Source organism: Paracoccus saliphilus (assembly GCF_028553805.1).
GTDB classification, from domain to species: domain Bacteria; phylum Pseudomonadota; class Alphaproteobacteria; order Rhodobacterales; family Rhodobacteraceae; genus Paracoccus; species Paracoccus saliphilus.
This window is the reverse complement of sequence record NZ_CP067140.1, coordinates 1,645,300-1,665,062: the sequence shown is the minus strand read 5'-3', so window position 1 is coordinate 1,665,062 and position 19,763 is coordinate 1,645,300. Positions and strand designations below refer to the sequence as shown.

At 63.8% G+C, this 19,763-nt stretch carries 20 protein-coding genes; 14 read left to right on the top strand and 6 right to left on the bottom strand.

Going from position 1 to position 19,763, the window contains the following annotated elements; translation table 11 throughout:
- Positions 1 to 180 precede the first annotated feature (180 nt).
- Positions 181 to 522, top strand: a complete 342-nt coding sequence (locus JHX88_RS07935) for a DUF6477 family protein (RefSeq protein ID WP_076526094.1) — start codon at positions 181 to 183, stop codon at positions 520 to 522.
- Here the strand turns inward: JHX88_RS07935 and JHX88_RS07930 are convergent.
- Positions 485 to 2,053 (bottom strand): helicase HerA-like domain-containing protein, encoded by a 1,569-nt coding sequence (locus tag JHX88_RS07930; RefSeq protein ID WP_076526092.1) that lies wholly within the window; start codon positions 2,051 to 2,053, stop codon positions 485 to 487. The two genes, JHX88_RS07935 and JHX88_RS07930, sit on opposite strands and share 38 nt — an antisense overlap.
- 234 nt (positions 2,054 to 2,287) lie before the next feature.
- Between JHX88_RS07930 and JHX88_RS07925 the strand changes: the two genes are divergently transcribed.
- From JHX88_RS07925 to JHX88_RS07865, 13 genes are all read left to right on the top strand, one after another.
- Entirely contained in the window at positions 2,288 to 2,959 is a 672-nt protein-coding gene (locus JHX88_RS07925; protein ID WP_272848213.1) for an HAD family hydrolase, read from the top strand.
- Positions 2,956 to 3,912 carry a sugar-binding transcriptional regulator gene (locus tag JHX88_RS07920; RefSeq protein ID WP_076526088.1) on the top strand — a complete coding sequence of 319 codons (957 nt, stop codon included), beginning with the start codon at positions 2,956 to 2,958 and terminating at the stop codon, positions 3,910 to 3,912. The genes JHX88_RS07925 and JHX88_RS07920 overlap by 4 nt, the downstream gene beginning before the upstream one ends.
- A 155-nt stretch (positions 3,913 to 4,067) precedes the next feature.
- Entirely contained in the window at positions 4,068 to 5,384 is a 1,317-nt protein-coding gene (locus JHX88_RS07915) for an ABC transporter substrate-binding protein (RefSeq protein ID WP_076526086.1), read from the top strand.
- 206 nt (positions 5,385 to 5,590) lie between these two features.
- Complete coding sequence (locus tag JHX88_RS07910; RefSeq protein WP_076526084.1) at positions 5,591 to 6,460, top strand: carbohydrate ABC transporter permease; 870 nt, start codon at positions 5,591 to 5,593, stop codon at positions 6,458 to 6,460.
- A gap of 1 nt (position 6,461) precedes the next feature.
- Positions 6,462 to 7,292 (top strand): carbohydrate ABC transporter permease, encoded by an 831-nt coding sequence (locus JHX88_RS07905; protein WP_076526082.1) that lies wholly within the window; start codon positions 6,462 to 6,464, stop codon positions 7,290 to 7,292.
- Between the two features lie 12 nt (positions 7,293 to 7,304).
- Positions 7,305 to 8,306, top strand: a complete 1,002-nt coding sequence (locus JHX88_RS07900; protein WP_076526080.1) for an ABC transporter ATP-binding protein — start codon at positions 7,305 to 7,307, stop codon at positions 8,304 to 8,306.
- 90 nt (positions 8,307 to 8,396) lie between these two features.
- On the top strand, positions 8,397 to 9,866 hold the full coding sequence (locus tag JHX88_RS07895) for a mannitol dehydrogenase family protein (protein WP_076526078.1): 1,470 nt from the start codon (positions 8,397 to 8,399) through the stop codon (positions 9,864 to 9,866).
- Between the two features lie 331 nt (positions 9,867 to 10,197).
- A complete protein-coding gene (locus tag JHX88_RS07890) occupies positions 10,198 to 11,343 on the top strand; it encodes a D-alanyl-D-alanine carboxypeptidase family protein (RefSeq protein WP_076526075.1) in 1,146 nt (381 codons plus the stop codon).
- Positions 11,343 to 11,939 (top strand): dTMP kinase, encoded by a 597-nt coding sequence (gene tmk, locus JHX88_RS07885; protein ID WP_076526073.1) that lies wholly within the window; start codon positions 11,343 to 11,345, stop codon positions 11,937 to 11,939. The genes JHX88_RS07890 and tmk overlap by 1 nt, the downstream gene beginning before the upstream one ends.
- Positions 11,936 to 13,048 carry a DNA polymerase III subunit delta' gene (locus JHX88_RS07880; RefSeq protein WP_076526071.1) on the top strand — a complete coding sequence of 371 codons (1,113 nt, stop codon included), beginning with the start codon at positions 11,936 to 11,938 and terminating at the stop codon, positions 13,046 to 13,048. The genes tmk and JHX88_RS07880 overlap by 4 nt, the downstream gene beginning before the upstream one ends.
- Before the next feature lie 4 nt (positions 13,049 to 13,052).
- Entirely contained in the window at positions 13,053 to 13,865 is an 813-nt protein-coding gene (locus JHX88_RS07875) for a TatD family hydrolase (protein ID WP_076526070.1), read from the top strand.
- Positions 13,862 to 14,692 (top strand): MBL fold metallo-hydrolase, encoded by an 831-nt coding sequence (locus JHX88_RS07870; protein ID WP_076526068.1) that lies wholly within the window; start codon positions 13,862 to 13,864, stop codon positions 14,690 to 14,692. The genes JHX88_RS07875 and JHX88_RS07870 overlap by 4 nt, the downstream gene beginning before the upstream one ends.
- Positions 14,689 to 15,633, top strand: coding sequence for an AEC family transporter (locus tag JHX88_RS07865; protein ID WP_076526066.1), 945 nt, complete (start codon positions 14,689 to 14,691; stop codon positions 15,631 to 15,633). Before JHX88_RS07870 ends, JHX88_RS07865 begins: the two co-directional genes overlap by 4 nt.
- A gap of 48 nt (positions 15,634 to 15,681) precedes the next feature.
- On the opposite strand, the gene JHX88_RS07860 is transcribed toward JHX88_RS07865, so the two are convergent.
- From JHX88_RS07860 to JHX88_RS07840, 5 genes are all read right to left on the bottom strand, one after another.
- On the bottom strand, positions 15,682 to 16,524 hold the full coding sequence (locus JHX88_RS07860) for a ferredoxin--NADP reductase (RefSeq protein ID WP_076526064.1): 843 nt from the start codon (positions 16,522 to 16,524) through the stop codon (positions 15,682 to 15,684).
- 110 nt (positions 16,525 to 16,634) lie between these two features.
- Complete coding sequence (locus JHX88_RS07855) at positions 16,635 to 17,006, bottom strand: DUF934 domain-containing protein (protein WP_076526063.1); 372 nt, start codon at positions 17,004 to 17,006, stop codon at positions 16,635 to 16,637.
- Entirely contained in the window at positions 17,003 to 17,734 is a 732-nt protein-coding gene (locus JHX88_RS07850) for a phosphoadenylyl-sulfate reductase (RefSeq protein WP_076526061.1), read from the bottom strand. The genes JHX88_RS07855 and JHX88_RS07850 overlap by 4 nt, the downstream gene beginning before the upstream one ends.
- Positions 17,727 to 19,385, bottom strand: a complete 1,659-nt coding sequence (locus JHX88_RS07845; protein ID WP_076526059.1) for a nitrite/sulfite reductase — start codon at positions 19,383 to 19,385, stop codon at positions 17,727 to 17,729. The genes JHX88_RS07850 and JHX88_RS07845 overlap by 8 nt, the downstream gene beginning before the upstream one ends.
- On the bottom strand, positions 19,378 to 19,710 hold the full coding sequence (locus JHX88_RS07840) for a DUF2849 domain-containing protein (protein WP_076526057.1): 333 nt from the start codon (positions 19,708 to 19,710) through the stop codon (positions 19,378 to 19,380). Before JHX88_RS07840 ends, JHX88_RS07845 begins: the two co-directional genes overlap by 8 nt.
- Positions 19,711 to 19,763 lie beyond the last annotated feature (53 nt).

Genomic DNA, 19,763 nt, shown 5'->3' with positions numbered 1-19,763 from the left:
ACCATTTTCCCGCGCTGGAAATCGCCCGATGAATTGCTCGGCAACTCGTGGGCAGAGACGCAACATTCCCTAACAAACGCTAAATTTTCCTTTCCCTTACGTGCGCTGCACAGCTCAATTCCGCAACAGTGCCCCGATCATGTGATCATGGCGGCCTCACGACAGCGACAGAGAGTCCCCATGACCGCATTCACCGACATCACGGCCTTCCATCCCGCCAGGGCGATCCAACCGTCGCGCCGTCCACGCAGCCTGGTCCGGGCAGGTCTGGCCGGTCAGGCCGGATGGCATCGCAGACGCGACCTCCCCCGGCTCTTGCGCAGCCCGACCTGTCCCCCGGCGGGCAGTGCCTTGCCGCGCCTGAAGGAAGAGGAAGAACGTCTCAACGAAGCCCGGCTGGCGCGCGTGCCGCATTATGACATGCAGCGGCATGTCCTGGTCATGATCGCCCTGATGGCCGAGATACGCGCATCACCCCCGCCGGTCACCGCCCCCGGAACAGCGATCCGAGCACGCCTCTGACCAGTTCCTTGCCGGCGCGGCTGCCCAATTGCCGGGCAAGGCTCTTGCCGAATGTCTCGGCGATACTGTCCGAACGCGAAGAGCGCGAGGATTTCGGCTTCGCCGGCTTTGGCGGCTCATAGCGGCGGGCCTGCTTGTATTCCTCGTTACCCATGTCGAACAGGTCGTCATCCGCTTTGGCGGGCGCCCTCTCCTCCGCCTCGGCTCCGGCTTCCTCGGCGCGTTTGGCGAGGATCTCCTGCGCGGATTCCCGGTCCAGCGTCTTGCCGTATTTCTCCGCCATCGGAGACGCTTTCATGACCTCGGCCCGTTCGGAATCCGAAACCGGACCAAGCTGGCTGAAAGGCGGGCGGATCAGCGTGCGCTGAACGATTCCCGGCACACCCTTGTTTTCCAGCAGCGAGGTCACCGCCTCGCCCGTGCCGACATTCTGGATTGCCTCGGCAGTGTCGAAATCGGGATTGGGCCGGTAATTTTCCGCCGCCATGCGCAGCGCCTTCTGGTCCTTGGCGGTAAAGGCCCGCAGCGCGTGTTGCACCCGGTTGCCAAGCTGGCCCAGGATATCCTCGGGAATATCGGTCGGGTTCTGGCTGATGAACCAGACGCTGACCCCTTTCGAGCGGATCAGCCGCGCGACCTGCTCGACCTTCTCGATCAAGGCCTTGGGCGCGTCGTCGAACAGCAGATGCGCCTCGTCGAAGAAGAAGGCGATCTTGGGGCGCTCGGGATCGCCCACTTCGGGCAATTGTTCGAACAGCTCCGACAGCAGCCACAGCAGGAAGGTCGCATAGAGGCGCGGCGAGTTCATCAGTTGATCGGCGGCGAGGATGTTGATCATTCCCTTGCCCGCCTGATCCTGCCGCATGAGGTCGGCCAGTTCCAGCGCCGGTTCCCCGAACAGCTTGTCGCCGCCCTGATTTTCCAGCACCAGCAGCGCGCGCTGAATCGCCCCCACGCTGGCCGAGCTGACATTGCCGTATTGCAGCGATAGTTCGCTCGAGTTCTGCCCGACCCAGACCAGCATCGCCTGCAAATCCTTCAGATCCGCCAGCGCCAGCCCCTGCTCGTCGGCCACGCGGAAGGCGATGTTCATCACCCCTTCCTGCGCCTCGGTCAGATCCAGCAGGCGCGACAGCAGCAACGGCCCCATCTCGGCGGGCGTGGTGCGGACGGGATGCCCCTGTTCGCCCCAGACATCCCAGAAGGTGACGGGGAAATCCTGGTAATCCAGTTCCAGCCCGATCGTATCTGCGCGCTTCTTGAACGCCTCGTGCAGCTTGGCCTGGTCGCTGCCAGAACGCGACAACCCGGCCAGATCGCCCTTCACATCGGCCAGGAAGACCGGCACCCCGGCCAACGACAGGTTTTCGGCCAATATCTGCAAGGTCACCGTCTTGCCGGTCCCGGTCGCGCCAGCGATCATGCCATGCCGATTGGCATATTTCAGCAGCATGGTCTGCGGCGTGCCGTATTCCTCTCCGCCGCCGCCCACGAAGATCGTTCCCGCGTCACCATCCAGAATTTGCGCCATCCCGCCCTCTTTCTTCCCCGAACCGTTTTTATCGCAACCTGACAATACAATCTTAATCCGCATGTGCCAGCATGGTCTTGTTCGGGAATTTGGAACATATCCTCGAACACTCCTCCCTGCTGGGATGTCGCGCCTTCGGGCGCGGCATTTCAGCAGGAACCCTTTTCCATTGACAGCATCGCACTCTTGCGCCCTTCTCCCGCTGCTCTCCCATCGGCAATGCAAGGAAACGGGATGCGGATCGGACTGGTGATCTTTGATTGCGACGGTGTCATCGCCGATAGCGAGGTTCTCTCGGCCAGCGTCATGATCGCACAACTGGCGGAGCTGGGCCTGTCGATCGGCCCCGACGATGTCCGCCGCGATTTCCTGGGCCGCAGTTTCCCGACCGTGGCCAAGGTCATCCGCGAGCGGTTCAATCGCGCCCTGCCCGAGGATTTCGAGGCCGAGTACCGCCGCCGCCTGCTCTTGCGTTTCGAGGACGAGCTTGCCCCGACCCCCGGCTTACCGGCAATGCTGGCGCAGTTGCGCAAACCCTGCTGCGTCGCCACCTCCTCCAGCCGCCCCCGAGTGGAAAGGACATTGCAACTCATTGGCCTGTCGGAGTTTTTCGGCCCCCATGTTTTTACCTCCAGCCAGGTGGCGCATGGCAAGCCCGCCCCCGACCTGTTCCTCTTCGCGGCAAACCGAATGGGCGTCGATCCGGCCGCCACACTGGTAATCGAGGACAGCCTGCCGGGGATCGAGGCCGCCCGAGCCGCAGGCATGCGCGTGCTGGCCTATCGCGGCGCCTCGCATCTGCGCGGCCATCCTCTTGCCACCCCCGCCGATGTGCACAGCTTTGACAACTGGGAGGATTTCCCGCACCTCTTGGAAGAAATCGAAACATTTGGAGAGATCCGGTGAGCACAGGACGTTTCACGCCCGACACGACACGGCTGGACGATGCCGCGCGCGCCGGATGGCTCTATTACGTCGCGGGCAACACGCAGGACGAGATCGCCCGCAAGCTTGGCGTCAGCCGCCAGAGCGCGCAGCGACTGGTGGCGATGGCGGTCAGCGAAAAGCTGATCAAGGTCCGGCTCGACCATCCAATCGCCCGGTGCATGGATCTCGCTCGCGCATTGACCGACCGCTATGGCCTGAACGGCTGCGAGGTCGTGCCCTCCGACCCCGGCGCGCCCGATCTGCTGACCGGCATCGCCATCGCCGCCGCAGCCGAGATGGAAAAGACGTTGAAATCGCCCGAGCGCCGGGTCATCAGCCTTGGCACCGGCCGGGCGGTGAAAGCCACGGTCGAGCAGTTGCCGCGTATGTCCTGCCCGCATCACGTGGTCGCATCGCGGCTTGGCAACATGATGTCGGACGGCGCCGCCTCGCCCTACAACGCCACCATTCACCTGGCCGAGCGGATAGGCGCGCCGCATTACCCCAATCCCCTGCCGGTGCTGGTCAGCCATCCCGACGAACTAGTGCAGATGCAGGAACAGGAGGCGGCGCGGAATACGCTGGAACTGTGCCGCCACGCCGATCTCTCGGTGGTCGGCGTGGGCCAGATGGATGAAAGCGCCCCCCTCCATGTCGATGGTTTCGTCTCCGCCGCCGAGATGGCAGAACTGGCCCGCGCCGGAGCCACGGGCGAGATCACAAGCTGGGTCTATGATCGCGAAGGCAATATCATCGATTGCGCCTTCAATCGCCGCGTCGCCTCCGCACCACTGCCGCGCAACAGCGAACGCCCGGTGATCGCCGTCGCCTCGGGCGAAACCAAGCTGCCGGCGATTCGGGCGGCATTGATCGGGCAATTGGTCAACGTGCTGGTGACCTCCGAGGCTACGGCCGAACGGCTACTCGCCTGAATATCGCGCTTCATTCCTGAACGATTACAATCCCTTGCACGCAGTGTTTCGAGCCCTGCATGCAGGTTTCGCATTTGATGATTGACAGAATCTTGACAATTTGCGAATATTTGCCCATCGGATTGGCATTTGCTCAAACCGTAAGGGAGGACATCATGACCACGACTTTCCGCATCCTGATGGGTGCAACCGCGCTTTGCGCCTCGGCCGGCCTCGCGGCAGCCCAGGACGTGACGCTGACCGTCGCCACCGTGAACAATGGCGACATGATCCGCATGCAGGGCCTGACCGGCGAATTCGAAGCGGCCCATCCCGACATCAAGATCGAATGGGTAACGCTCGAGGAAAACGTCCTGCGCGAGAAGGTCACCACCGACATCGCCACCAATGGCGGCCAGTATGACGTGATGACCATCGGCACTTACGAGGTTCCGATCTGGGGCAAGCAGGACTGGCTCAAGCCGCTCGAGATGAGCGCCGAATACGATGTCGATGACCTGCTGCCCGCGATCCGCGAGGCACTGAGCGTCGACGGCACGCTTTACGCCGCCCCCTTCTATGGCGAAAGCGCCATGGTGATGTATCGCACCGACCTGATGGAGGCCGCCGGGCTGGAGATGCCCGAAGAGCCGACATGGGATTTCATCCGCCAGGCCGCCGAGGCGATGCATGACCCCGATAGCGGGGTCTACGGCATCTGCCTGCGCGGCAAGGCCGGTTGGGGCGAGAACATGGCGCTGCTGACCTCGATGGCGAATTCCTTCGGCGGAAAATGGTTCGATGCGGAATGGGTTCCGCAATTCGATCAGCCGGCCTGGAATGAGGCCATGAGCTTCTATGTCGATGTGATGGGCAATTACGGCCCTCCCGGCGCCTCCTCGAACGGCTTCAACGAGAACCTGGCACTGTTCCAGACCGGCAAATGCGGCATGTGGTACGATGCCACGGTCGCGGCGGGTTTCGTGACCAATCCCGACGATTCGACCGTTGCCGACAAGGTCGGCTTCGCCCAGGCTCCAAGCGCCGAAGGCGGACAGAAGGCCAACTGGCTCTGGGCCTGGTCGCTGGCGATCCCGGCCAGCTCGGAAAACCCCGAGGCCGCGCAAACCTTCATCGAATGGGCGACCTCCAAGGGCTATACCGAGCTGGTAGCCGAGAACGAGGGCTGGCTGGCCGTGCCTCCGGGCACCCGCACATCTCTCTACGAGAATCCGGAATATACCGAGGTCGCGCCCTTCGCGGAGATGACCCTGGCTGCGATCAACTCGGCCAATCCGGGCAGCCCGACCGTGGATGAGGTGCCCTATGTCGGCGCGCAATATGTCGCGATCCCGGAATTCCAGGGAATCGCCACCACCATCGGTCAGCTCTTCTCGGCCGCCGTCACCGGCCAGACCAGCGTCGAAGAGGCATTGACCGCGGCGCAGGCCACCGCCACGCGAGAGATGCGCCGCGCCGGCTATCCAAAGTAAGTAGCCCGGCCGACCGGAACGGCTCGCTCGATCCCGGTCGGCCTTTCTCCGCTTTCACGCCGGCTCCGCCAAACGGTGCCCCGTCCCGCCCCCTTCTTCTTCAGGCAAATATCCTCGGGGGGCGCCGGGGGGCAGACAGCCCCCCGGCTATCGCGGGACGCAACAGGCCCCGGACCCAGCCCGGCGCAACCTGAAGGAACTGCCCCATGGCCACGCAACGTGCGCATAAGGCGGCGCGGTTGATGATCTCTCCATCCGTGATCCTGCTTCTGGCGTGGATGATCATTCCGCTCGGGACGACGATCTACTTCTCGTTCCTCCGCTACAATATCCTGACCCCGCCCGCCTCCTGGACCGGGTTCGAGAATTACTACTATTTCCTGACCGACCCGGCCTTCATCCCGGCGCTGGTCAACACGCTGGTGCTGGTGCTGGGCGTGCTGGCGATCACCACCATCGGCGGCATCCTTCTGGCGCTTCTTCTGAACATGGAGTTCTGGGGCCAGGGCATCGTCCGCATCCTGGTGATCTCGCCCTTCTTCGTCATGCCGACCGTCTCGGCGCTGGTGTGGAAAAACATGTTCATGAACCCGGTCAACGGGCTGTTCGCGCATCTCTTCCGCGCATTCGGGCTGCAGCCGGTGGATTTCCTCTCGACCCTGCCGCTTCTGTCCATCGTCATCATGGTGGCATGGGCTTGGCTGCCCTTTGCCACTCTGATCCTGCTGACGGCGCTGCAGTCTCTCGACAGCGAGCAGATGGAAGCCGCCGAGATGGATGGTGCGGGCTGGCTCAGCCGCTTCTTCTACCTGACCCTGCCACATCTGACCCGCTCGATCACCGTGGTCGTGCTGATCCAGACGATCTTCCTTCTGGCGGTCTTCGCCGAGATCTACGTCACCACGGCAGGCGGTCCGGGCTATGCCTCCACCAATATCCCCTTCCTGATCTACAACCTCTCGCTCAAGCAGTTCGACGCGGGCATGGGCGCGGCCGGAGGGGTGATCGCCGTCATCATCGCCAATATCGTCGCCTTCTTCCTGATGCGCGCGGTCGGCAAGAACCTGGAGCTCTGACATGGCGAGACAAACCACAACGGGCCAGCGCGCCCTCGTCACACTCGTCGCATGGGGTATCGGGATACTGATCTCCTTCCCGATCATCTGGACCGTGCTGACATCCTTCAAGACCGAGGCCACGGCCATCGCCTCGCCCCCGGTCTGGTTCAACTTCGACTGGACGCTGCAGAACTATATCGACGTCAATACCCGCTCGGATTACGCCCGCTATTTCATGAACTCGGTGGTGATCTCGATCGGCTCGACGCTTCTGGGGCTGGCCATCGCCATTCCCGCCGCCTGGTCGATGGCCTTCCAGCCCACGAAGAACACCAAGAACGTGCTGATGTGGATGCTGTCCACCAAGATGATGCCTGCGGTCGGCGTGCTGGTACCGGTCTATTTGGGGCTGCGCAGCATGGGGCTTCTGGATACGCGCACCGCGCTGGTCATCATCATGATGCTGATGAACCTGCCGATCATCGTCTGGATGCTGTTCACCTATTTCCGCGAGATCCCCGGAGAGATCCTGGAGGCCGCGCGGATGGACGGCGCCAATCTGCGCAACGAGATCATCTATGTGCTGACCCCCATGGCCGTGCCGGGCATCGCTTCGACGATGCTTCTGAACGTGATCCTTGCATGGAACGAAGCCTTCTGGACGCTGAACCTGACCACGACGAATGCCGCGCCCTTGACGGCCTTCATCGCCAGCTTCTCGTCGCCACAAGGCCTGTTCTACGCGAAACTCAGCGCGGCCTCGACCATGGCCATCGCCCCGATCCTGATCCTCGGCTGGTTCAGCCAGAAGCAACTCGTCCGCGGCCTGACCTTCGGCGCCGTGAAGTAACGGAGAAGAACAATGGGACAAATCACCCTTGAAAATGTCGCCAAGAGCTTCGGCGAAGTCGAGGTCATCCCGCCGCTGGACCTGACCATCGAGGATGGCGAATTCGTCGTCTTCGTCGGTCCCTCGGGCTGCGGCAAATCCACGCTCCTGCGCCTGATCGCGGGGCTGGAGGATGTCACGGGCGGCAAGATCGTGATCGATGGATCGGATGCCACCCAGGCCTCTCCGGCCAAACGCGGGCTGGCCATGGTGTTTCAGTCATATGCGCTTTACCCGCATATGTCGGTGCGCAAGAACATCGCCTTTCCGATGAAGATGGCGGGCATCGACGACGCCGAGCAGAAACGCCGGATCGATTCGGCGGCAAAGGCACTGAACCTGACCGACTACCTGGACCGCCGCCCGGGCCAGCTTTCGGGCGGTCAGCGCCAGCGTGTCGCCATCGGCCGGGCCATCGTGCGCGAGCCGTCGGCCTTCCTGTTCGACGAGCCGCTGTCCAACCTGGATGCCGCCCTGCGGGTCGGCATGCGGCTGGAGATCAGCGAGCTGCATAACCGTCTGAAGACCACGATGATCTACGTGACCCATGACCAGGTCGAGGCGATGACCATGGCCGACAAGATCGTCGTCCTGCAGGCAGGCCGGATCGAGCAGGTCGGCAGCCCGTTGGAACTGTATCGCAATCCCCGAAATGTCTTTGTCGCGGGCTTCATCGGCAGCCCGAGGATGAACCTGTTCACGGGCGCAGCGGCGGCGGAATACGGCGCCGAGACCATCGGTGTGCGCCCCGAACATATCTCGGTCTCTGCCGATAGCGGCAAATGGAAAGGCCGAATCGGCGTGTCCGAACATCTGGGCTCGGACAGTTTCTTCTATGTCGAGGACACCGGGCTGGCCGATGCAATCACCATCCGCGCCGATGGCGAGGTGGCTTTCCGTCATGGCGACGAGATCTGGCTGACCCCCGCCGAGGACAAGATCCATCGTTTCGACAAGAACGGCGACCGTATGTAGTCGCGACCATGGCGACGGCTCGCCCGCCGCCATGTCCCAAACCCCCGACCACGCCTTTATTCCCGAGGCAGCCTGACGAAAGGTTCCACTATGGCTACCGCCCTGTCGCAATCCACCCTGAACGATCTGGCGGCCAGCGTCAGCCGCCCCGGCTATGATCGCGCCGCGCTGCGGCCCGGTATCCTGCATGTCGGCGTCGGCAATTTCCATCGCGCGCATATGGCATGGTATCTCGACCGGCTTTTCGAACAGGGTGAGGGCCATGACTGGGCGCTGATCGGCGCGGGTGTGCGTCCCGGCGATGCCGCCATGCGCGAGAGGCTGCAGGCGCAGGATTGGCTGACCACGCTGGTCGAGCTGGACCCGAAGGGGTTGAACGCCCGAATTATCGGCTCGATGGTGGATTTCGTCGAGGTCGCGCCGGAACCCGTGATCGCCGCCATGTCAGATCCGGCGATCCGCATCGTCTCGCTGACGATCACCGAGGGCGGCTATTACGTCGATGCGCAGACCGGCGGGTTCGATGCCAGCCATCCCGACATGGCCCATGACGCCGCCAATCCCGAGGCCCCGCAAAGCGTGTTCGGCATGATCCTTGCCGCCCTTCGCCGCCGCGAGGCCGCGGGCATCCCGCCCTTCACCGTCATGTCCTGCGACAACCTGCCCGAAAACGGCCATGTCTGCGCCCGCACCGTGACCGGGCTTGCGCAACTGATCGACCCGGCATTCGGGAATTGGGTGACTGAGAACGTGGCCTTCCCGAACTCCATGGTCGATTGCATCACTCCCGCCACCTCGGATCGCGAGCGGTCGCTGGTTCGCGACCGCTTCGGCGTCAATGATGCCGCCCCGGTGGTCTGCGAGCCCTTCCGGCAATGGGTGCTGGAGGACAATTTCCCGCAAGGTCGCCCGCCGCTGGAAAAGGCCGGGGCGGAATTCGTCGTCGATGTCAGCCGCCACGAGCTGATGAAACTGCGCATTCTCAATGGCGGCCACGCGGCCATCGCCTATCCCGCCGCGCTTCTGGGACACCATTTCGTCCACGAGGCGATGGCCGACCCACAGATCGAGGCGTGGCTGCGGGCGCTGGAAACCCGCGAGATCATCCCGACGCTTACCCCCATCGACGGCGTGGATTACGGCGATTACCTGGAGTTGATCGTGAACCGTTTCGCCAATCCCGAGATCGGTGACACCGTCGCCCGCCTCTGCTTGGACGGCTCGAACCGGCAGCCGAAATTCGTCCTGCCCACCATCGGCGATGCCCTGAGCGACGGCCGCGCCATCGAGGGTCTCGCGCAGGAGGTCGCCTTCTGGTGCCGCTATTGCGAGCGCCGCGACGAGGCGGGAAATGAAATCGCGCCGAATGACGACAGTCATGAAACCTTGCGCGAACGTGCACTTGCCGCGCGCGAAAACCCCCTGGCTTTTCTGGAAAACCGCACGGTCTTCGGTCCGCTGACTGACGACAGCCGCTTTCAGGAAGCCTTCTCGCGCAAACTGACTTTGCTTCATCAAGGCGGCACCCGCGCCGCCATCGACAGCTATCTCGCCGGGTAACGCGCAGGCTGCGCAGAACAAGAAAGATCACCCGGCGAGGCGCGGGCGGTGCTCCTCCTGCCGCCCGCGCATTCATGACGTTGTTCTCACCGAATCTGAATCCGCCAGGATTGCATCCCACGATGGCCGGGGGCTTTACGCCCGTCGCCGGCTGGTCTCTCGAACCAGTGGCGCGACCTGCCCGCGACCCCAGAAAGGTATTTACAACGAAGAAGAAGGGCCGCGCGATCGGTAAAATTGCGTTCAAATTGATCCTGAACCATGCCACGGCGCGTTGCGGGAACCTCGCCCTTATAGTAACCATCAGAGGCAAACAGGCAAAGGACATCTCATGCGCGCTTTTCTGCTGAGGCTTATCGCCCTGCTGACCCTGGCCGCACCGGCGCAGGCATTCGATACGAATGCCGAAACAGCATGGGTCTACGACGTGGCGACCGGCACCGTGCTGATGGAAAAGAATGCCGACCGGCCGATCCCGCCCGCCTCCATGTCCAAGCTGATGACGACTTACATGCTGTTCGAGGCATTGCATGAAGGGCGGGTGGAGATGGATACACGCCTGCCCGTCTCGACCAAGGCCCGGCAGATGGGCGGCTCGACCATGTTCCTGAACGAGCAGGACCGCCCCACCGTGGAAGAGCTGATCAAGGGCATCATCGTGCTGTCGGGCAATGACGCCTGTGTCGTCGTGGCCGAGGGGCTGGCCGGCACCGAAGAGGCTTTCGCCCGGCAGATGACGGAGCAAGGCAAGGAGCTGGGACTGACCAATTCGGTCTTTACCAATGCCTCGGGCTGGCCCCAGCCACGCCATCGGATGACCGCCCATGACCTGGGGATTCTCGCGATGCACCTGATCCGCGACTTTCCCGAGCTTTACAAGAATTTTGCCCTGACCGAATTTCCCTTTGACAATCGCGCCCCCGCAAATCGCTTCAACCGCAACCCGCTGCTGAAACTGGGGATCGGCGCGGACGGGCTGAAGACGGGCCACACGCAAGAGGCCGGTTACGGGCTGGTCGGTTCGGCCGTGCAGGATGGCCGCCGGGTGATCTTTGTCATTACCGGATTGCAAACCGACACCGCCCGCGCCGAAGAGGCCGAGCGGATCGTGAACTGGGCCTTTCGCCAATTCACCATGGAAACGCTGGTTCCGGGTGGTGAAACCGTGGTCAGGGTTCCGGTCTGGCTGGGCACCGCGTCGTATGTCGAGCTGACCACGAAGGACGGTGTCAATGTGCTGATCCCCGCAGGTGCGCAGGATCAGGTCAAGGTCGAGGCGGTTTACAACTCGCCCATCCCTGCCCCCATCGCCAAGGGCGACCAATTGGGGCAACTGGTGGTGACGGTGCCCGGCTCCAAGGATGCCGTCACGCCGCTTCTTGCCGTGCAGGACGTTCCCGAAGCGGGATTCATGGGCCGGATGAAGGGCGCCGTGATGCGGCTTGGCAGCAAGGCCATCGACGCCGTGGGCGGCTGATGTTTCTCAGTTTCGAGGGGATCGACGGCTGCGGCAAGTCCACCCAGGCACGGCTTCTCGCCGAGACCCTGCGGAGCGAAGGGCGTGACACCGTGCTGACCCGTGAACCCGGTGGCAGCGAAGGGGCCGAGGAAATCCGCCGGCTGCTGGTCGAAGGCGCAGGCGAACGCTGGTCGGCAGAGACCGAATGCCTGCTGTTCACCGCTGCCCGCCGCGATCACCTGGAACGGACGATCCGACCGGCACTGGCTGCGGGCAAGACCGTCATCACCGACCGTTTCGCCGATTCCACCCGCGTCTACCAAGGTGCTGCGCGGGGCGAGTTGCGCGCCATGGTGGACCGGCTGCACGATTTGATGATCGCGGTGGAACCCGACCGGACATTCGTGATCGATATCGACCCGGCCACGGCGCTGGCCCGCGGCAATGCCCGCGGCGGCAAGGAAGATCGCTTCGAAAGCCTCGGGCTGGGGTTTCAGCAAAACCTGGCGGCGGGGTTCCGTGCCCTGGCGCAGGAATATCCTGATCGCGTCCGGCTGATCGATGGCAGTGGCAGCGTCGAAGATGTCGCCGCCCGTGTCCGGGCCGCGGCATGAGCCGCGATCCGCAGGATATTCCCGAACCCGACCGGGTTCCCGGCGCGCCGCATCCGCGCATGACCCCGCATGTGATCGGTCAGGACCCCGCCATCCGCGATTTTGTCGAGGCTGCACAGGGCGGGCGCCTGCATCATGCCTGGCTGCTGACCGGGCCTCGCGGTGTCGGCAAGGCCACGCTCGCGTGGGCCATTGCCCGCTGGCTAATCTCGGGCGCGGGCAGCGACGATCTCTCGGTGCCCGAGGACGACCCCGCCGCGCGCCGCATCAGGGCCCTTTCGGAACCCGGCCTGCAGCTGATCCGCCGCCCCTGGGACGACAAGGCAGGCCGGTTGCGCGCCGAGATAACGGTGGACGAGATCCGGCGGCTCTTGTCCTTCTTTCACCTCTCCTCATCAGAGGGTGGGCGCCGTGTCGCCATCATCGATGCCGCCGATGAGATGAACACCGCCACCGCCAATGCCCTGCTGAAAGTGCTGGAGGAACCGCCCAGCAACGGGCTGATCCTGATGATCGCCCATCAGCCCGCGCGACTTCTGCCGACCATCCGTTCGCGTTGCCGGACGCTGCGGCTGAACCCGCTGACGCCCGAGCTGATGACGCAGGCGCTCTCGGGACTAGGCGTCGAAGACGATACCGAAGCATTGGCGGCCCTGTCCGAAGGCTCGGTGGGCGAGGCCCTGCGGCTCGCCGGACAGGACGGGCTTGCCCGCTATCGCCAGATCGTCGATCTGTTCGCCACGCTGCCCCGGCTGGACCGGATGGCCGCGGCGAAACTGGCCGAGGGCGCGGCGGGCCGGGCCAATGCCGATGGCGATCCGTTCGACCTGACCACCACCCTGCTGGACCGTTTCCTGACCCGCACTGCCCGCGCCGGGCTGATGGGCGCGCCATTGCCGCAGGCTGCACAGGGCGAAGGTGCCCTCATGGCGCGGCTGTCGCCCGACGATCTGGCGGCGCGGGCATGGGCCGACGCGCAGGCGCGGCTTTCGGCCCGCGCGCGCGCCGGCCGGGCGGTCAACCTTGACCCTGCCGCTCTGGTGATGGATATGCTGACGGAACTGGCGCATCTGCCGCCCGCTCAATCCGCCCCGCCTGCCACGAGTTGATCCCATGACCCAAGAAGCGGCCTTCCCTCCGCCGATTGTCGACAGCCACTGCCATCTGGACTTTCCCGATTTCGACGGAGAGCATGACGCATTGCTTGCCCGCGCGACCGAGGCCGGAGTCACGCGTATGGTCACGATCTGCACCCGGCTGCGGCTGGAACCGCAGGTCCGCGCGCTGGCAGAGGCGCATGAGGGCGTGTTCTACGCCGCCGGAACCCATCCGATGAGCGTGGCGAATGAGCCCATGGCAACGGTGGAGGAACTGGTCGCACTGGCCGATCACCCGAAATTCGTCGGCATCGGGGAAACCGGGCTCGATTATCACTACACCGCCGAAAGCGCGGGCGCGCAGCAGGAAAGCCTGCGCCTGCATATCGAGGCCGCCCGTCGCACCCGGCTGCCTCTGATCATCCATGCCCGCGATGCCGATGAGGACATGGCCCGCATCCTGACCGAGGAATATCGCGCCGGGGCCTATTCCTGCGTCATGCATTGCTTCAGCTCGGGCGCGGAACTGGCGCGGGCCGCGCTTGAACTGGATTTCTACCTGTCGATGTCCGGCATCGCCGCATTCCCCCGCTCGTCTGAGCTGCGCGAGATTTTCGCCGCCGCCCCGGTGGATCGCATCCTGGTCGAGACCGACAGCCCCTATCTTGCGCCGCCGCCCCATCGCGGCAAGCGCAACGAACCGGCCTATGTGGCGAAAACCGCCGCAGTCGGTGCCGAGGTTTTCGACATGGATTACCCTGAATTTGCCCGCCGGACCTCGGAGAATTTCGACCGCCTGTTCTGGAAGGCAAGCGGGGGAACGGCGTGATCCGTGCGACCATCCTTGGCTGCGGCTCTTCCGGCGGTGTGCCACGGATCGGCGGCCGGTGGGGCGCTTGCGATCCGAAAAATCCGAAAAACCGCCGCCGCCGCTGCTCGCTTCTGGTCGAGCGGGAGGGAAGCGAAGGCGTCACCCAGGTGCTGATCGATACCGGCCCTGACCTGGTGCCACAGCTTCTTGATGCGGGTGTCGCCACGCTGGACGCGGTGATCTATTCCCATCCCCATGCCGATCATATCCACGGCATCGACGATCTGAGGCAGCTCGTCTACAACGCGCGGCGCAGGATGCCGGTCTGGGCCGACGCGCCGACGACGCAAGCACTGACAGAGCGGTTTGACTATATTTTCGAGGCGCCCGAGGGCAGCCATTACCCCCCGATCGCCGATCTGCACCGGCTGGACGGCCCCGTGACCATCGACGGCCCCGGCGGTGCGCTGAGCTTTCATCCATTCCGAGTTCCGCATGGCGGGATTACCGCGCTCGGTTTCCGCATCGGCGGGCTGGTCTATCTGCCCGATGTCTCGGAAATCCCCGAAAGCGCCTGGCCGCTGATCGAGGGGGCGGAGACATTCATCTGCGACGCGCTGCGCCCAGAACCCCATCCCAGCCATGCCCATCTGGCGCAGGCGCTGGACTGGATCGAGCGTTCGGGATGCCCGCGCGGCGTGCTGACCAACATGCATATCGACATGGATTATAACGAGGTCATGGCCCAGACCCCCGACCATATCCTGCCCGCCCATGACGGGATGGTCATCGAGGTTTCGGCAAAAACTCCCAGCCTGCCCCCGATGATGGCAGACCTGCTTTGAGCGCCCTGTTCACCATCATCCTGCCTGTCTTCCTGGTCGTGGGTTTCGGTTACCTGGTCAGCTGGCGGGGATGGTTCGGTGAAAGCGCAGTCAACGGTCTGATGAATTTCGCCCAGAATTTCGCGGTGCCGACCCTGCTTTTCGCCTCCATGGCCCGGCTCGACCTTGGCTCGGAATTCCGTGCCACCCTGCTGATCCCCTTCTATGTCGGCGCCTTCGCCAGTTTCACGGCCGGATGGGCGGCGGCGAAATACCTGTTCAAGCGCGGGCCCGAGGATTGCGTGGCAATCGGATTCGTCTGCCTGTTCTCGAACAGCCTGTTGCTGGGCATTCCGATCACCGAGCGCGCCTATGGCCCGGATGCGCTGCATGGCAACTGGGCGATCATCGCGCTGCATTCGCCATTGCTCTATACCTTCGGCATCAGCGTGATGGAATTCACCCGTGCCCGCGACAGCGGCCTCTCGCTTGGCCGAGTCGCGATACGGGCCCTGTCCGGGGTGCTACGCACGGCACTGGTGATCGGTATTCTCTGCGGTCTGGCCATGAACCTGCTCATGCAGGCCGGGCTGGTCATGCCGGCGGGTTTCTGGGCCGCGGTCGAGATGATCTCGCGCGCGGCGCTTCCCGCGGCGCTGTTCGGGCTTGGCGGCATCCTCTATCGCTACCGGCCCGAGGGCGACATGACGACAATCGCCATGTGCTGCGCCTGTGGGCTGATCCTGCATCCGGCGATCACCTTCGGCCTCGGCAAGGCGGTCGGGCTCGATACCGCGGGGATGCGTTCGGCGGTGATGACAGCGGCAATGGCGCCGGGGGTCAACGCCTATCTCTTCGCCAATATCTACGGCGCGGCCCGGCGCGTGGCCGCCTCATCCGTGCTGATGGGAACCGCGCTGTCGATTTTCAGCGTCTGGATGTGGTTGACCATTCTGCCCTGAGATCGGCCCTTGTGGGTGTCATGGAAACAGAACCCGAGGGGAGACCCCTCAGATACCCTCGCCGACGAACGCCTTCTCGACGACGAATTCCTTCGGCTCGGAATTCGCCCCCTCGCGCATACCGAAACCTTCCAGCACCGCCTTCACATCCACGTTGAAGGCCAGGCTGCCGCAGATCATCGCGCGGTCGGCATCCGCCGAAACCGGGGGCAGGCCCAGATCCGCCATCACCTTGCCCGAGCTGAGGTTATCGGTGATCCGGCCCATCTGCGGCGTTTCCTCACGCGTGGTGGTCGGATAATAGAGCAACCGGTTGGCGAAATCCTCGCCGTAAAGCTCGCCCAACAGGGGATCGTGGCGCAGGTTCTCGACGAGTTCGCGACCGTAGTTCAACTCGTCGGCGGTGCGGCAGGTATGCATCATGATGACCTGCTCGTAACGCTCATAGGTCTCGGGGTCGCGCATCAGGCTGGCGAAGGGCGCGATGCCGGTGCCGGTGGCCAGGAACCACAGCCGCTTGCCCGGCAGAAGCGCATCCAGCACCAGCGTACCGACCGGCTTGGGACGCAGGATGATCTCGTCGCCTTCCTTGATATGCTGCAGCTTCGAGGTCAGCGGCCCGTCCTGCACCTTGATCGAATAGAATTCCAGCTCATCGTCCCAGTTGGGCGAGGCGATGGAATAGGCGCGCAGAAGCGGCTTGCCGTTATCGCCAAGCAGCCCGATCATCACGAATTCGCCCGACCGGAAACGCAGCGAGGCAGGCCGCGTCACCCGGAACGAGAACAGGTGATCGTTCCAGTGCTTGACCGCGGTCACGGTCTGCGCATCGGGCAGGGTCTTCTTGGCAGTGGTCTGAGCGGCCTCGGTCACGGGCATATCCAGAGTCATGTGTGAATTCCTGAGCGTTCTAGTGTTTCTTTCGGCCGGGCGAAAGGCCCGTTCCGTATCTGTGTGCATTTCCGGAATGGGAACCGGTGTCCCGTTCCCCTGAAAAAGCTTCAGCCGGCAAGCTGTGCGCGATGATCCCAATCGCGCCAGTCGGCCCGCGCCAGCCATTGTTCCTGCGGTTGGCGTTCGGCGAGTTCCGGTGCGATTTCGACCTCGTCGAAGCCGACGCGGCGGGCCATGGCGTATTGATCCGCGATCAGTTTTCCGGTGGCCCGCAGGCGACCCTCGTAGCCGAGCGAGCGCAAGCGGCGGGCCAGGGAAAAGCCGCGCCCGTCACCCGTTGCCGGGAAATCTATGGCGATCAGCGCAAGATGCAAGTGATCGACCAGTTCCTCCGGGGCGGTATCGGGCGCCAGCGTGATCTCTGCCGCATCGCTCAGCGGGTGGAAGCCGTCGTCGCGGACGATGATCTGTTCGCTCATGCCGGAACCTTTCCGCGGACCATGCGTCCGCCAATGAAGTGAATGCCGCATTCGGATTTATCGCTGCCACGCCAACGCCCTGCACGGGGATCTTCACCTGGTTTCACGGGCGAGGTGCAAGGCGCGCAGCCGATCGAAGGATACCCTTTCGCGACCAGCGGATGACGCGGCAGGTTATTCTCGGTCATGTAGGTCTGCACATCCTCCATCCGCCAATGGGCCAGCGGGTTGACGCGCAGGCGCAGGGGCGGCTCGGGCTCGAAGAAATCCAGATCGGTGCGCTGCCCGCCCTGAAAGCGCTTGCGCCCGGTGATCCATGCGTCAAAGCCCGAGAGCGCCGTTTCCAGCGGCACGGTCTTGCGTAGGTCGCAGCAGGCATCCTGGTTGAACTGATGCAGGGTGCCGTCGGGATCGAGGCGCGAAACCTGCGCCTCGTCCGCCCGGATCACCCGCACATCGGTCAGCCCCAGCTTGGCCGAGACCTCGCGCTGATATTCCAGCGTCTCGGGGAACAGCATCTGGGTATCGATGAACAGCACCGGCAATCCCGGCGCCACGATCGAGACCATGTGCAGCAATACGACCGACTCGGCTCCGAATGACGATACCAGTGCCACCTTGCCCAGATCGGGATCGGTGACGGCACGGCGCAGCACCTCGGTCGCCGCATGGTGCCGGTATCGCTCGTTGAGCCGCTCGGCCCGAATATCGAGCGATTGATCAAGCATCAGCCGTCTCCGGATACAGGGCGGCCTTGAAGGGCGCGGGACCAAGGCGGCGATAGGCGTCGATGAAGGGTTCACCGGCGTCCTCGCGCAGTTCCAGATAGGCGCGCAGCAGCCGGTCGATGGCCGGAACCACCTCTTCGGCGGGAAAACCCGCACCGGCGCGCTGGCCGATGGCCGGAATGTCGTAGCCGTCGCCGCCAAGGGTGATCTGGTAGTTCTCGACCCCTGCCCGGTCCAGCCCGAGGATACCGATATGGCCCAGATGGTGATGCCCGCAGGCATTGATGCAGCCCGAGATGCGGATATTCAGCTTGCCGATCTCTTCTTCCAGCCCCTCGGCGCGGAAATGCTCGGCGATCTCCTGCGCGATGGGGATCGAGCGGGCGGTGGCCAGTGTGCAGTAATCCATGCCGGGGCAAGCGATGATATCGCTGGTCAGCCCGGCATTGGCCGTGGCCAGCCCGGCCTCGCGCAGCGCCAGGTAAAGCGCCGGCAGGTCGGATTTATGGACATGCGGCAGCACCACGTTCTGATCGTGGCTGATCCGTAGATCGGCATGGCCGTAACGTTCGGCCAGATCGGCGAGCAGCCGCATCTGTTCCGCCGAGGCATCGCCCGGCGTCGCCCCGGGAGCCTTGAAGGTCACGATGACGCTCGTATAGCCCTCGATCCGGTGGCTGTGCAGGTTGGTATCGGCCCAGCTACGGAAAGCGGGATTAGCCTTGCGCTCGGCCTCGAACCCGTCAAACGGCGCATTGCGGAACGCGGGCGGCGCGAAACGGTCACGGAACCCGGCCAGCGCCTCTTGATCGGCGCCGCGGAAATCATGGCGGCGGCGGGAAAATTCATCCTCGACCTCGGCCTTGAAGACATCCAGCCCGCGCTCGGACACGGTGATCTTGATCCGTGCCTTGTACTTGTTGTCGCGGCGGCCACTGAGGTTATAGGTCGCGATGATCGATTCCAGATAGGGCAGCAGATCGCCTTCCGGCAGGAAGTCGCGGATCACCTGGCCCAGCATCGGCGTGCGGCCAAGACCACCGCCCACCCAGACCTCGAAACCGGTCTGACCGTCACGCTGCACCAGCCGCAGCCCGATATCATGAGCAGCCACCAGCGCACGGTCGCGCGCACCGCCAGAGATGGCGATCTTGAACTTGCGCGGCAGGAACTGGAACTCGGCATGGTCGGTGGACCAACTGCGGATCAGTTCGGCATAGGGGCGCGGATCGGCGATCTCGTCCTGCGCCGCCCCGGCGAATGCGTCGGTGGTGGTATTGCGGATCGTGTTGCCCGAGGTCTGGATCGCATGCAGCCCGACCGAGGCCAGGTGATCCAGCATATCCGGAATATCCACCAGCTTGGGCCAGTTGAACTGGATGTTCTGGCGGGTGGTCCAGTGGCCGTAGCCCTTGTCGTAATTTTCGGCCAGATGGGCGAGCATCCGCATCTGGTCGGGGCTGATCGTGCCATAGGGGACTGCGATCCGCAGCATATAGGCATGCAATTGCAGATAGACGCCATTCATCAGGCGCAGCGGGCGGAATTCCTCTTCCGTCAGGCTACCATCCAGGCGACGAGCAACCTGGGCGCGGAACTGGGCCGCACGGTGGCGAACATAGTCGGTATCGACGGGGCGGGCGTCAAACATGGCTTGCCTCGGTTTTCTTGGCGGCCTGAATGCCGTGGTAATAATTGGAGGGACCGGTCTGGCGGAACGCCTCGCGGAAATGGGCGGGCTCGGGACCGTTCGGACCGCGGCGCGCTTCGACCATATAGGGACCGACCACCAGATCGGATTGCCCGATGGCCTTCAACAGCGCCAGTTCGGCGATGGCCTCGTCCTCGAACAAGGTTGCCTGCGCGGGATCGGCTGTCCAGCCATCGTCGCACATCCAGACGTTATGGCCTTCGCGCAGATCGTTCGCGGTGATGACGCCGGGCTTGGCAGTCGTCGGAGTGAAGGCTTTGCTCATCGTTCGGACCTTTCCATTGACACCCTCAATATAGAATTTTGTTCTGGATCTTT

What these genes read in the sequence shown, in the direction of transcription:
- JHX88_RS07890 (WP_076526075.1), top strand. Translation starts at nt 10,198, where the DNA reads ATGCGCGCTTTTCTGCTGAGGCTTATCGCCCTGCTGACCCTGGCCGCA.
- JHX88_RS07895 (WP_076526078.1), top strand. Translation starts at nt 8,397, where the DNA reads ATGGCTACCGCCCTGTCGCAATCCACCCTGAACGATCTGGCGGCCAGC.
- JHX88_RS07915 (WP_076526086.1), top strand. Translation starts at nt 4,068, where the DNA reads ATGACCACGACTTTCCGCATCCTGATGGGTGCAACCGCGCTTTGCGCC.
- JHX88_RS07930 (WP_076526092.1), bottom strand. Translation starts at nt 2,053, where the DNA reads ATGGCGCAAATTCTGGATGGTGACGCGGGAACGATCTTCGTGGGCGGC.
- JHX88_RS07880 (WP_076526071.1), top strand. Translation starts at nt 11,936, where the DNA reads ATGAGCCGCGATCCGCAGGATATTCCCGAACCCGACCGGGTTCCCGGC.
- JHX88_RS07900 (WP_076526080.1), top strand. Translation starts at nt 7,305, where the DNA reads ATGGGACAAATCACCCTTGAAAATGTCGCCAAGAGCTTCGGCGAAGTC.
- JHX88_RS07840 (WP_076526057.1), bottom strand. Translation starts at nt 19,710, where the DNA reads ATGAGCAAAGCCTTCACTCCGACGACTGCCAAGCCCGGCGTCATCACC.
- JHX88_RS07860 (WP_076526064.1), bottom strand. Translation starts at nt 16,524, where the DNA reads ATGACTCTGGATATGCCCGTGACCGAGGCCGCTCAGACCACTGCCAAG.
- JHX88_RS07855 (WP_076526063.1), bottom strand. Translation starts at nt 17,006, where the DNA reads ATGAGCGAACAGATCATCGTCCGCGACGACGGCTTCCACCCGCTGAGC.
- JHX88_RS07910 (WP_076526084.1), top strand. Translation starts at nt 5,591, where the DNA reads ATGGCCACGCAACGTGCGCATAAGGCGGCGCGGTTGATGATCTCTCCA.
- JHX88_RS07925 (WP_272848213.1), top strand. Translation starts at nt 2,288, where the DNA reads ATGCGGATCGGACTGGTGATCTTTGATTGCGACGGTGTCATCGCCGAT.
- JHX88_RS07845 (WP_076526059.1), bottom strand. Translation starts at nt 19,385, where the DNA reads ATGTTTGACGCCCGCCCCGTCGATACCGACTATGTTCGCCACCGTGCG.
- tmk (WP_076526073.1), top strand. Translation starts at nt 11,343, where the DNA reads ATGTTTCTCAGTTTCGAGGGGATCGACGGCTGCGGCAAGTCCACCCAG.
- JHX88_RS07905 (WP_076526082.1), top strand. Translation starts at nt 6,462, where the DNA reads ATGGCGAGACAAACCACAACGGGCCAGCGCGCCCTCGTCACACTCGTC.
- JHX88_RS07935 (WP_076526094.1), top strand. Translation starts at nt 181, where the DNA reads ATGACCGCATTCACCGACATCACGGCCTTCCATCCCGCCAGGGCGATC.
- JHX88_RS07875 (WP_076526070.1), top strand. Translation starts at nt 13,053, where the DNA reads ATGACCCAAGAAGCGGCCTTCCCTCCGCCGATTGTCGACAGCCACTGC.
- JHX88_RS07850 (WP_076526061.1), bottom strand. Translation starts at nt 17,734, where the DNA reads ATGCTTGATCAATCGCTCGATATTCGGGCCGAGCGGCTCAACGAGCGA.